The 11,829-nt window shown below is 38.0% G+C and carries 13 protein-coding genes; 8 read left to right on the top strand and 5 right to left on the bottom strand.

Annotated elements, in window-relative coordinates; genetic code table 11:
• Positions 1-7: 7 nt before the first annotated feature.
• On the bottom strand, positions 8-505 hold the full coding sequence (locus tag D3873_RS11290; RefSeq protein WP_119884104.1) for a GNAT family N-acetyltransferase: 498 nt from the start codon (positions 503-505) through the stop codon (positions 8-10).
• 95 nt (positions 506-600) lie between these two features.
• Between D3873_RS11290 and D3873_RS11285 the strand changes: the two genes are divergently transcribed.
• The 6 genes from D3873_RS11285 to D3873_RS11260 all read left to right on the top strand — a co-directional run bounded on the left by D3873_RS11285 (position 601) and on the right by D3873_RS11260 (position 4,565).
• Positions 601-1,038, top strand: coding sequence for a GNAT family N-acetyltransferase (locus D3873_RS11285; protein WP_119884103.1), 438 nt, complete (start codon positions 601-603; stop codon positions 1,036-1,038).
• Between the two features lie 102 nt (positions 1,039-1,140).
• Positions 1,141-1,479 (top strand): hypothetical protein, encoded by a 339-nt coding sequence (locus tag D3873_RS11280; RefSeq protein WP_238473778.1) that lies wholly within the window; start codon positions 1,141-1,143, stop codon positions 1,477-1,479.
• Between the two features lie 80 nt (positions 1,480-1,559).
• Positions 1,560-2,453: a diacylglycerol/lipid kinase family protein gene (locus D3873_RS11275; RefSeq protein WP_119884102.1), complete on the top strand. Its 894-nt coding sequence runs from the start codon at positions 1,560-1,562 to the stop codon at positions 2,451-2,453.
• A gap of 201 nt (positions 2,454-2,654) precedes the next feature.
• A complete protein-coding gene (locus D3873_RS11270) occupies positions 2,655-3,437 on the top strand; it encodes an AraC family transcriptional regulator (RefSeq protein WP_119884101.1) in 783 nt (260 codons plus the stop codon).
• Positions 3,438-3,573: 136 nt separating this feature from the next.
• On the top strand, positions 3,574-4,311 hold the full coding sequence (yidC, locus tag D3873_RS11265; protein WP_162920218.1) for a membrane protein insertase YidC: 738 nt from the start codon (positions 3,574-3,576) through the stop codon (positions 4,309-4,311).
• The gene (locus tag D3873_RS11260) at positions 4,308-4,565 is read left to right on the top strand and encodes a hypothetical protein (RefSeq protein ID WP_119884099.1); all 258 of its coding nucleotides are present in this window, start codon (positions 4,308-4,310) and stop codon (positions 4,563-4,565) included. Before yidC ends, D3873_RS11260 begins: the two co-directional genes overlap by 4 nt.
• Before the next feature lie 15 nt (positions 4,566-4,580).
• On the opposite strand, the gene D3873_RS13645 is transcribed toward D3873_RS11260, so the two are convergent.
• Positions 4,581-4,703, bottom strand: coding sequence for a hypothetical protein (locus D3873_RS13645; RefSeq protein WP_274379951.1), 123 nt, complete (start codon positions 4,701-4,703; stop codon positions 4,581-4,583).
• A 73-nt stretch (positions 4,704-4,776) separates the two neighbouring features.
• Positions 4,777-5,925, bottom strand: coding sequence for a 3-phenylpropionate MFS transporter (locus D3873_RS11255; protein ID WP_119884098.1), 1,149 nt, complete (start codon positions 5,923-5,925; stop codon positions 4,777-4,779).
• A 133-nt stretch (positions 5,926-6,058) separates the two neighbouring features.
• Between D3873_RS11255 and D3873_RS11250 the strand changes: the two genes are divergently transcribed.
• On the top strand, positions 6,059-7,003 hold the full coding sequence (locus D3873_RS11250; protein WP_238473777.1) for a M15 family metallopeptidase: 945 nt from the start codon (positions 6,059-6,061) through the stop codon (positions 7,001-7,003).
• Positions 7,004-7,568: 565 nt separating this feature from the next.
• Here D3873_RS11250 and cls read toward each other — a convergent pair.
• Entirely contained in the window at positions 7,569-9,023 is a 1,455-nt protein-coding gene (cls, locus tag D3873_RS11245) for a cardiolipin synthase (protein ID WP_119884097.1), read from the bottom strand.
• Between the two features lie 44 nt (positions 9,024-9,067).
• Positions 9,068-10,288 (bottom strand): helix-turn-helix domain-containing protein, encoded by a 1,221-nt coding sequence (locus tag D3873_RS11240; protein ID WP_119884096.1) that lies wholly within the window; start codon positions 10,286-10,288, stop codon positions 9,068-9,070.
• Between the two features lie 113 nt (positions 10,289-10,401).
• Here D3873_RS11240 and D3873_RS11235 point away from each other — a divergent pair, with 113 nt between their 5' ends.
• Positions 10,402-11,703: an MFS transporter gene (locus D3873_RS11235; RefSeq protein ID WP_119884095.1), complete on the top strand. Its 1,302-nt coding sequence runs from the start codon at positions 10,402-10,404 to the stop codon at positions 11,701-11,703.
• Positions 11,704-11,829: the final 126 nt, after the last annotated feature.

The following is an 11,829-nucleotide window of genomic DNA, read 5'->3' as shown; positions in this document are numbered from 1 at the left end:
GTCTCCGTTAATAAGCGGAGACAGGTTCTTTTACGTAATACACATATTTTGCTGTATAAAGAGGATGTCCATCGAAGACTTCCTCAAACTCTTCTAGAAGAGTAAATTGGTTGTTCTCGTAAAAGGATCGTCCTTTTTTATTTTCACATTCTACATAGACAAATAGTTGGCTAGCAGATTTCAGCGATGACAAACCTACGTTTAACAGCTGCTTACCATATCCCATTTTTTGATAGTCAGGTAGTAAATAAATGGCAGTTAACTCTGCATCGCCATCTTCATCTACTTTTGTAAAATTGGCAAATCCGATTATCTGGTCGTTGTGTACTGCCACATAAATCATCGTTTTTTCAAGTCGCTTTTGCATCATTGGGACTGAATAATTTCGTTCTAAAAAACGAGTTTGTACTTCTAACGGAATAATATTTTCATACGTATCGTTCCAGCTCGTTTTGGCAATATCTTGGACAGCTGGAATATCGCTTTCAATCATTGCTCGAATCAAATCATTTCACCCCGATTGCTTTTTGCCATCATATCAAATATTTCTCAAAACGGCTACTACTATGGAATAATAGGGATGAATGGGGGAAGAAAGATATGTGGAGAATTGAGACTTTTGATTCATTATCGAAGGAAGAATTATATACCATCTTAAAAAATAGAGTGAATATATTTGTAGTCGAACAGAAATGTCCATACCCAGAATTAGATGATCATGATCAAGATGCACGACATATTTTCTTTGAAGAAAATAACGACATTATTTGTTATGCGCGAATTTTACCTGCAGGAACTAAATATGAATACACTTCAATAGGTCGAGTGATTGTCGTGAAAAAATATCGACAACAAGGCTGGGCAAAAAAATTAATGGAAAAATGCCTAGAAGTTTGTGGGCAAGATCATTCGAATGTCTCTATCCAATTACAGGCTCAAGCTCACTTGCAACATTTTTACGGTGCATTTGGATTTACACCAATATCTGATGTATACGATGAAGATGGAATCCCGCATGTGGATATGGTAAGGAAATAATTTTGTCACGAAAATGATATAAAAAAAGGTGTTAACTTTGCTTGCGAAGGGTATCAATACAATATGAATAAAAATAAATGATCTATTTCGGAGGTAGAGAGAATGGCTAAAGGTACAGGACGTTCATTATTATTAGCAGGTTTAGCAGCAGGTGCATACGCGTATTTCAGTAAAAAAGAGAATCGCGATAAAGCGATGGTAGCATTTAATAATACAAAAACTAAATTGAATTCTTATATGGAATCCCAACACAATACGAAATCAGATATGACGAAAAAAGGTTTTTCGGATCCATATGATTTAGATGATAACAATATGGTAGATGAAGGCGCGATGACAAGCGTGCAATATTACAATGAAGAAGTGCAAGACAAAAAAGGCAAAAAGCCGAAAAAAGAAGCGGCAATCGAATCTTCTGAAACGCCAGATGAACAGCTATAACGGGATAGTAAATAGGAACGTCAAGGAAGCTCACTCTAATTAGAGTAGGCTTCCTTTTTGAGCGAATGGAGGGAAAAATAATGAAAAAAGCAATGTTTATACTAAATCCTTCTTCTGGTAAAGAGTTAGCATCTACGTTTAAAAAAAGAACGTTAGATAAACTAACCTCTTTAGGCTACGAAGTCGTTTTGAAAGAAACCGAAGGGGAAGGGGACGCAACCAAATTTGCCAAACAGGCTTGTGATGGTACATATGATCTAGTAACTGCTATGGGCGGAGATGGAACGATTAACGAAGCAGTAAACGGACTTGCAGAAGAAGAAAATCGACCAGTATTTTCCTTCGTTCCTCTTGGAACTGTGAATGATTTTGCGAGAGCGCTAGGAATCCCATTAGAACCAGGGGATTCGATTGAAATGTTGGAAAAGTCACGGGCAAAAAAAGTAGATATTGCAAAAGTTGAAAATAATTACTTTATGAATATACTGGCGGTAGGTGCAGTAGCGGAAAGCGTATCAAGTGTATCCGTAGAACAAAAAACAAAACTTGGTGCATTAGCGTATATGGTAGAAGGTGTGAAAGCATTAACGGCAAACGATGAGAAAGAACTTACCATCATTCATGACGGTGGCACATGGAAAGGGAAGGCAGTAATTACACTTGTCGCACTAACTAATTCTGTAGGTGGGTTTGAAAAATTAGCTCCACATGCAGAAACGGACGATGGTTATTTACATGTTTTCATCATAAAACAAACAGGCTTGGCTGCCTTTGCGAGAATGGGTGCTGCTATTCTCCGAGGAAAATTAGAAGAGGATCAAGATGTTATCGCATTCAAGTCAAAAGTGGTACGAATTGAGACAGAAACGCCTATGATTTGTAATCTCGATGGAGATGATAAAGGAGAAACACCGATAGAAATTAGTATTTTACCAAAACATTTAGAAGTATTAGTCCCGTTAGCAGACGATTAAGAAAGAAAAATACGTATCTAAATGCGCTATATAATTGACAGAAAATGTCGAAAACATAAGTCTATTGAAGCCATTTGAAATAAACGATAATATTTGCCGAAAATAAGCATAAAACTATTTTCATAGAGGCAGTTTCGTTATATAGTTAATAAAAGAGCAAAATACGTACTATAACGTATAGAGAAGAGAGACGGTGAAATTATGCAGGATCTTCACATTTCTGGCAGCGAATCGATTGCGAAACGATTTGTCACGGAAATCGAAAACATTGCAAAATATGAGGGCTATGAACACTTTTTTGAATTGGAAAACCAGCTAATTTACCAAGTGCATCATTTAGAATCGGACCAAGCGAAAAATACGCTTCGCCAAATTATTGATCTCATAACAATTCGTGCTGGAAAACAAACGATTAAAGAAGTAAGACAGTATTTTGCAATCCTTTCTTCCGTCATGTCTAGAAAGTTGTATGAAAATCAAGTTCCTCCAAAAAAAGCATATGCTTTTAACACGGCATGTGTCGATATGATTGAGAACTATATGACAGATGCATCTTTTCTTCAATTTGCGGATGATTTAATCGACTTTTTCATTCAAACGATTGCAGAACGGAAACAGCCTTCTTTTAGTCACCAAACGGTGAATAAAGTAATCCTCTTCATAAATGATGAAGTGGAAACGGAGCTTTCTGTCGAAGATATTGCGAAAAATTTCCAAGTTAGCACGAGTCATCTTTCCCGTATTTTCAGAGAACACGTGGGAATTACGTTAGTTGAATATTTAAATGTTCGTCGAGTAGAAGAGTCACAATATTACTTACGTCATACGAGCAAAAGTATCTCGGATATCTCAAAACAATACCATTTCTGTAATCAAAGCTACTTCACACGAATATTCAAGAAATATACAAATGTCACACCAAAACAGTTCCGAGACCATAAGGAGCACGAGTATTTCCGCTTCTCCTTACCGATGAATGTCTAAAAGAGTCCATTTAAATGGACTCTTTTTTTATCTAAATTTGTAATCACAATTCCTTATGCGTTATACTTTTCTATAGTTTGAAAAAGTGAAGGTGACTACATTGAAAAAAAGATTACTAGTATTATCGACGATTATTATGGCCAGCTTAGTATTAACAGGCTGTTCCGCTGTTGAAAATAAAGAAGGATTTTTCTATTCTACGTTTGTTCGTCCAATGGACTGGCTCATCAATTATTTTGGTGAACTCTTCGGGGGAAGTTATGGTTTAGCAATTATTGCGATTACCATTATCATTCGTCTAATCTTAATGCCGTTTATGCTGAAGAACTATAAAAATCAGCAAGGCATGAAAGTGAAAATGGATGCAATGAAACCTGAAATGGAAGAAATTCAAAAGAAATTAAAAGCAGCGAAAGACAAAGAAGAACAAATGAAGTACCAACAAGAAATGATGGGACTTTATAAAAAACATAACGTCAATCCACTAAATATGGGTTGTTTACCAATGATTGTCCAAATGCCAATTGTAATGGGACTATATTTCGCAATTTCTCATTCTCCTGACGTACAATCCCATGAATTCTTATGGTATAACTTAGGTTCTCCAGATTTCATTATGATGTTAATTGCTGGAGCAGTATATTTTGTACAAGCAAGAGTTTCACTTTGGACCGTTCCAGAACAACAAAAACAACAAATGAAGTTTTTCATTTACTTATCGCCAATTATGATTATGTTTATCTCGTATACATCGATGGCAGCACTTCCGTTGTATTGGACTGTAGGTGGGTTATTACTTATTTTCCAAACGTATTTGGGAAGAAGATTTTATTCCCATCATCCTGAAAAAGCGGTAGAAACAACCACAAAATGAAGCACATAGCGAACAAACGAATTCTCATCGTACTACTTGCCATGGGAATTCTAAGTGTAATTTCTTTTGTCTTTTTGATAAAAGGGGATTTAGTCGTCGCGGTTTTAGGATTTACCTTATTATTTGCACTAACAAATGGCTACCGTGCTATTTCATTGAAGGAAAAAGGATTTTCAAAAGAATCCAAATGGATGTGGGGAATGTCCTCGTTTTTTGTCCTCCTTTTTCTTGTTTTACTCTTAATTATCCTATAAAAAAACGTGGAGCTCTTATTGAGCCCCACGTTTTTTTGGTTGTTTCATATCTTTAGCGCGATCTTCTTTGCGCGTTTCTAGTAAGGTATCTAATTGTTTCATCAACAATAACACTTCGAATTTTGAAATACGTGACATCTTCACACGCTCCTTATCGAATAATTACTCATTTATTCGACTAGAGAAATCGTTTTATGAGGGTAGTATAAACTTAATCCCATTTTTTCTTTGTAAATAAAACAATCCCAATTGCAGGAATCGTACATATTGTCATACCTAGAAAAGCATAGCCTGGCGAAATATCATACAAATATCCTCCAGCAAAAGTTAAAATCGCCGTGCTCAAACTCATGGCAAGGGCTGCGTACAATCCTTGAGCCGTTGCGATAAGATGTCGGTCTAATCTTTTGGTAATAAATTGAATAAATGCATAATGAGCTAAACCAAACGAGACCATATGCAGTAGCTGAGACAAGACGAACGCAAAAATGGTAGGGAAGAAAAATATAACGATCCAACGTAAAGTGGATCCTATTGCAGCTAGCAGAAACATAGAAGAAATGGATGTTTTCCGTAATAATCGATCGGCAAACATGAAAAAGAATATTTCAAAAACAACGGCAATATTTAAAATGATACCAATGACAATACCGCTAACCTGTAAATCTATTAGATAGATGTACCCAAAATTATAATACGAGGCGTGAGCCCCTTGTAAAAGTATTGCTAGTAGGAGTACAGTAACAAAGGATGTAGAAGTAAATAATTCTTTAAACGAAGAAGTTCCTTTCGCGTCGTCTGGACGATGGATTTCCTTTAAGACGGCAGGAGTCTGAACTAATTGCATGAACGTAAAAAACGCTAATCCAGCGATCATTACCCAGAGAATTGCTTCATCCCCAAATAGATTAACGAATAGCCCGATTGTTAATAATGCAATCGTATATCCTAAAGAACCAAATGATCGACTTTTTCCGTAATGTAGCTTTTCGTGTTGCATCAGAAGCGATGCGCTACTTTCCATTGCGGGAAGCAGATTAGGATAAATAATGCTAAAAAGCACACTAATTGCGAGCAACATCGTAAAACTATCACCAAATGAAAACAAGCTCATCACGATCAGAGAAAAAATTGCACTAATTCTCATGACAATTTGCAAAGAAGCTTTGCTTGTTGCGATCGGGAATAAGAGGAAGGTGGAAAAAGCTCGAGCAAGCATTCCACTCCCCATCACAATACTTGCTTCTGCAATGGTTAAGCCTTTTACGCTTGTCAACCAGCCAGTAAAGTAAGGGAGAAATACACCCCATGTAAAGAAAAATAAAAAGAAGTTTATGGACATCCACTTTTGTGATTTCATTTTTTAAAAAAATTCCTCTCGGATACTAAGATTCAAATCTAGTATAACGAAAAAAAGTGGCTACATGTCGAGCTTCTATAAATCATGGTACACTTAATCTAGTTAAAGAGTAGAAAGAAGGACGTTATACATTATGAAATCTCGTTTTTACCAACATAAATATTTTATCTACGGAGCAGTTGTGACGTTTGTTTTACTGCTTGCATTAGGCGCATGGTTACTATCTCCAACGTGGATGAAGATGACGAATGAACCGTCAAACACCACACCATCAGACGAAAAAATTACGGACGAAACTCCGATTACGGAAGCACCTGAGGATGTGACAGACGTGGGAAATGAAGATAAACCTACAGAAGAAACAACGGACACACCGGTAGACGATTCGAAAGAACCAGCGAAAACGGACGAAAACCCGTCACCAACTACACCATCTCAACCAAATACGGAGCAACCTTCGTCGCCACCTGTCCAACCAGAAACGCCAGTGGAACAACCGACAACACCTAGCACTGGGGCGAACTCAGGATATTCGGATACTGTCACATATCCTGCAAAACCTACGTATGTAAATGGAATTTTAGTAGCGAATAAAAAATACCCACTTCCAAAAACATACGCACCTGGAGAAAGCAAAATCGCTCGCGAAGCATTCGAAGAAATGGCCGCCGCCGCTCGCTTACAGTCATTGGAGCTCGTCGCTTTTAGCACGTACCGATCATATGACCGCCAAGAAACGTTGTATACACAATATGTCGCAAAAGATGGTCAAGCAGCAGCGGACCGATACAGTGCGCGTCCAGGATTCTCTGAACATCAAACAGGATTAGCGTTTGATATTGGAGAGAAAAACATGGAAAAACACTGGGCATCATCATCCTTCGGGGAAACAGCTGCAGGAAAATGGGTCGCAGCAAACGCCCATAACTACGGATTCATTATGAGATATCCTTCTGGAAAAGAACAAATAACAGGATACATGCACGAATCGTGGCACTTCCGATATGTTGGAAAAGACATCGCCACAGCGATATACACCAACAAGCAAACACTGGAAGAATATCTACATTTACAATAAGAAGAAAAGGCTGGCACAAGATGCCGGCCTTTTTATTTTGGGAAAGGTGTCCCAATGTTTGTGTGAAGTGTCCTAATGATTGCGCAAAGTGTCCCAATGTCAGCGCAAAGTGTCCCAATGTCAGCGCAAAGTGTCCCAATGTTCGTGTGAAGTGTCCCAATGTTTGGGGAAAGTGTCCCAATGTTTGTGTGAAGTGTCCTAATGATTGCGCAAAGTGTCCCAATGTTTGTGTGAAGTGTCCTAATGATTGCGCAAAGTGTCCCAATGTCAGCGCAAAGTGTCACAATGTTTGCAGGAAGTGTCCCAATGTCGGCGCAAAGTGTCCTAATGTTTGGGGAAAGTGTCCCAATGTTTGGGAAAAGTGTCCCAATGTTTGGGGAAAGTGTCCCAATGTTTGTGTGAAGTGTCCTAATGATTGCGCAAAGTGTCCCAATGTCAGCGCAAAGTGTCCCAATGTTTGCAGGAAGTGTCCCAATGTCAGCGCAAAGTGTCCTAATTCGACCCTAGATAATTCCACTTACCCCATAAAAAACCAGTAGGCAAAGTGCTCCTACTGGGTAAATAATTATAAAATTGGTGATAGTAGTCGTGAAAATGATTCTTTCATTTTAATTAGTCTCGTCCGATCTTTGTACAGTTCGTATGTGAGCTCGGAGGATAATTTCATGTCTTGTTCAAACAAGCCAGCCAACTCTTTAGAAGTTGCATGATCGTAAATAAATGCGTTCACTTCAAAATTCAATTTGAAGCTCCGAACGTCAATGTTGGCTGTACCGACGGTGGATGCTTCTCCGTCAATGACAATCATTTTTGTGTGAATAAATCCGTTTTCATAAATATAGGCTTTTGCTCCTGCACGCAGAAGTTGACCAACGTATGAATATGTCGCCCAATATACAAACATATGATCAGGCTTGTTTGGGATCATGATTCGAACGTCTAATCCTGATAGACAAGCGATTCGCAACGAGTCTAGAAAACTTGCATCTGGAATAAAATATGGTGTTTGTATATAAATCGACTTCTTTGCCATCGCAATTAATTTCAAATAGCCGTTTTTAATTTGTTCCCATTCTTCATCTGGACCACTGGAAACGATTTGTAGACTAACATTTCCTTTTTGCGGAATCGCAGGGAAGTAGCGGTCGTCGTACTCGATTGAATGATGAGAAGAAGCTTGGTTCCAATCAAGTATAAATCGAGTTTGAAGAGGGTGTAGGGAGCTGCCCTCCAACCGAAGGTGTGTGTCTCTCCAGTAGCCAAATTTCCGATCTTTTCCAAGGTACTCGTCCCCGACATTAAAACCACCAATGTATCCGATTCTTCCATCAATGACCACGATTTTCCGATGGTTCCGATAGTTTAGCCGAGGGTTTATCAAAGGCATAATAGATGGGAAGAAAGATTCTACTTCTCCACCTAGTGCGATTAATTCTTTAAAGTGATGCTTTTTCGTTTTGCGGGAACCCATATCATCATATAACACGCGTACTTTTACGCCGTTTTTCGCTTTTGTAAGAAGCACTTCGTATATTTCTTTCCCTAGATCGTCCATCCGCAAAATATAGTATTGGATGTGAATGTGATCTTTAGCTGTCTTTAAATCTTCTATGAGCGAATCAAATTTTTCGCGTCCATCATTAAAAATTTTCACTGCGTTATCTTGTGTCAGGACGGCTTGATTATTTTTTAAGTTCATGTAAATAAGATCTTTAAAAGCCTCGGAATCTTTCTCGCGAAACTCTAGTCGATGTTCATCTAAGGCTTCTAGTTGATAATCGACTAATTTCTCTATACCGATTTTTTTCTTTCCTTCCCAGCGGAAAAGGTGACGGCGTCGAAGTTGTCTACCCAATAATAAATAGATGATGAATCCGACAACAGGAATAAAGAATAGCACCATTAACCATGCCCATGTGGCGGATGCATCCCGACGTTCTAAAAAAATAAGAACGACGGCTAAAAATATATTTAATACGATAATTGTGGAGAAGAAAATTCCCCAAATACTTATTCCCATAGTTGCCCCCAGCTTTCTAAAAATACTGATGAACTTCTTTTGCCTTACCGTGATTCCGATTCTATTTCTTTTTGTAGCTTCATTAATTTTTTTACATACACTGTTTCGGGAATACCTTCATTTGCTTTAAGCCCTTGTTCTATGGCCATTAAAGCATTTTCGTGGTTCCCGAGCCCCATTTCATTCAATGCCTGCACTCGATATTTATCATACATCATAGATAAGTCATACGGATGATGGATATTGGAGGAAATCGTGACCTGCTTTAACAGCTCGAGAGAAGTAGTATACTCTCCTGTTAAATTCCGATATTTTGCCATTTCTAACATATAGAAATCATTCGAATCATCTGTTTCAGGGAAGTTCTCTAAATACGACCATGCCATTTCTGGATTTTCTTCAAACGTTGTATAGAAATGTGCATTCATAATTAGTGCATATTCATGTGAATCCTTTCTCTCGGTGAAGTCGGCATATAAACGAAGTTTTTCTATATAATACCTTCTCTTATCTTCTTCCCCATTCATCATTGCTCGAAAACATGCCAGACGATATAAATCATCAATACGGTAGAAAACTCGTTTTTCGATGGCATAGGCAATTGCTTCTTCCATCCATAAGTCTGCTTTATCATCCTGACCGATTGCAGAATTCAGTACAGAGATAATATACAAGTAATCCAATTTTGTCATAGGATCTAAAACAATCGTTTTTTCTTCGAAACTTTCATATTCCTTAATAGCTAACGTAAGTGCATCCTCGTAATGATGCAATTGGAATTCTACCATCGCTCGCATGAGTAGGAGGGATGCATAGGAAGAATACAAATGGAGTTTTTCATATTTATGTTTGGCCGATAAGTAAAACACTTCCCATTCTTCTTTTTTTAAATGAAAGCACGCTTTTGCATAATATTCTTCGAGCTTCGCGGACTCATAGTTCAGAGATAATTTTTCTAAATGGGGTTGGATTAACTCAATTAGCCCAAGATAATTTGGAAGCTCGTAAGAAGACGGAGTTTCGTACAAGCTTTCCGCTCTCTTCAATAAATCCCTTCGGAACTTCGCCTGACCATCACCGATCAACTCTGCAACTTCCACTTGCAGTTGCTTTGCAATGTGTTGGAGACTTTCCATGGAAGGTTGCGCTTTCCCGTTTTCGATTAAACTCATCATGCCTTTCGACATTTTATCTCCAGCTAACATTTCCAGTGTTAGTTTTTTTTCTTTTCGTAATGCTTTTATACGAGCGCCTAATTCATTCACGCGATCACGCCTTTCTACATAGTTTAATTATATTAAACTTTTTATTTGCAATCAATTTTTGCGCATGGTATATTTTGTTTAATTAAATTAAACATTTCATCGGAGGAATAAAAATGGATGCTGTACTTAAAACAAAAAAGGCAACGTATCACCTATGGACTTTTTTTATTAGCAAAATGATTTCAACGTTCGGGGCTCAAATTTACGCATTTGGTATGAGCTTTTATATTTTATCACTGACAGGATCCGCAACCAATTTTGCGTTGAATCTTATTTTCAGTGTGTTACCAAGAACCATCATTGGACCGTTTGCGGGTTACTTATCAGATAAATTTTCGAAAAAGAAGATCGTGATTATTGCTCAACTTGCAAGTGCACTCGCGGTTTCTGCCTTGCTTCTTTATAGCATGGTAGATGGATTATCGATTCCAGCGATTTACGTGACGACAGCTATATTATCCGTGACATCTTCTTTTACGGGTATTGCATTTTCTGCATCCATCGCGAATTTAGTAGATCCTCCAAGATTACAAAAAGCAATGTCCTACAATCAAATGTCTGTCTCGATGGCAAGTATTGCAGGACCAGCAATTGGCGGGTTATTGTTCGGAACAGTCAGCATAACGACTTTTTTCGTCATACAAATTGTCAGTTATGTGATTGCAGTTGTACTGGAATCGACGATGAACTTTCATTTATTCTCGACAAAAAACGTGGAGAAAGTGTCCGAGGTGAAAGAGTCAATGGTGCAAAACATGCGAGGAGGAATAAGCTATTTGAAGAAAAACAAACTATTAACGACAGTAATGGGTGTTGGTTTAACGGTTAACTTCTTATTTGGCGCTTTTATGGTCGGTTTTTCCTTCGTCCTAGTGGATCAATTAAAGCTAGACTCTAGAGATTTTGGTATTGCAGAAGGTGCATTATCGTTTGGAGTGATTTTAGGTTCGATTTATCTTTCGATGCGAAAAGAATTAAAGCAACCTCTAGCAGTAGGAAAGTATGGAATTATGTTGATAGGAATTTTTGTTGCGGCGGTATCTGTTCCACTATTCATCACATTTAATTACTTGGGAGTGGTGCTGTTCTTCGTGATTTTGATGTTGGCGAATGGAATTACGCTCGCGTTTGTCAATACTCCCCTTGGTGTATTAATGCAGAAAATGATAGAAGAAGAATTTAGAGGTCGCGTGTTTGGCATTATGGAAACGATGGCACAAGCATTAATTCCAGCTGGCATGTTATTGTTCGGCTTTATGTATGACATCTTTCCATCTCAGTGGGTACTCATTGGTTCTGGTATTGCTTTAATTATAACAGTAGGCATTTTACTTCGATCGACGGTTTTAGAAAAAGTAGAAAAGAATCAGGAAGAAATGACAAAAGATGTGGAAAGTCAAACAATGACAGCATAAAGGAGGCGGAAGGTATGAATTCTTGGAAAGAGTTGTACGAATTAGAGATTCTTCGTCGAAAATAGAAACATTCCATTAATGGTGTAGATATTCCCTGGATAACGGTGTAACAACATTCATCACCTT

This window comes from Paenisporosarcina cavernae (assembly GCF_003595195.1).
Lineage (GTDB): Bacteria > Bacillota > Bacilli > Bacillales_A > Planococcaceae > Paenisporosarcina > Paenisporosarcina cavernae.
Note: the sequence above shows the minus strand (reverse complement) of the source record. Positions and strands in the feature narration are given on the sequence as shown.

Bases quoted from the DNA above. Each gene is read 5' to 3' on its own strand.
- D3873_RS11285 (WP_119884103.1), top strand. From the start codon at position 601: ATGTGGAGAATTGAGACTTTTGATTCATTATCGAAGGAAGAATTATAT.
- D3873_RS11280 (WP_238473778.1), top strand. From the start codon at position 1,141: ATGGCTAAAGGTACAGGACGTTCATTATTATTAGCAGGTTTAGCAGCA.
- D3873_RS11275 (WP_119884102.1), top strand. From the start codon at position 1,560: ATGAAAAAAGCAATGTTTATACTAAATCCTTCTTCTGGTAAAGAGTTA.
- D3873_RS11270 (WP_119884101.1), top strand. From the start codon at position 2,655: ATGCAGGATCTTCACATTTCTGGCAGCGAATCGATTGCGAAACGATTT.
- yidC (WP_162920218.1), top strand. From the start codon at position 3,574: ATGGCCAGCTTAGTATTAACAGGCTGTTCCGCTGTTGAAAATAAAGAA.
- D3873_RS11260 (WP_119884099.1), top strand. From the start codon at position 4,308: ATGAAGCACATAGCGAACAAACGAATTCTCATCGTACTACTTGCCATG.
- D3873_RS13645 (WP_274379951.1), bottom strand. From the start codon at position 4,703: ATGTCACGTATTTCAAAATTCGAAGTGTTATTGTTGATGAAACAATTA.
- D3873_RS11255 (WP_119884098.1), bottom strand. From the start codon at position 5,925: ATGAAATCACAAAAGTGGATGTCCATAAACTTCTTTTTATTTTTCTTT.
- D3873_RS11250 (WP_238473777.1), top strand. From the start codon at position 6,059: ATGAAATCTCGTTTTTACCAACATAAATATTTTATCTACGGAGCAGTT.
- cls (WP_119884097.1), bottom strand. From the start codon at position 9,023: ATGGGAATAAGTATTTGGGGAATTTTCTTCTCCACAATTATCGTATTA.
- D3873_RS11235 (WP_119884095.1), top strand. From the start codon at position 10,402: ATGGATGCTGTACTTAAAACAAAAAAGGCAACGTATCACCTATGGACT.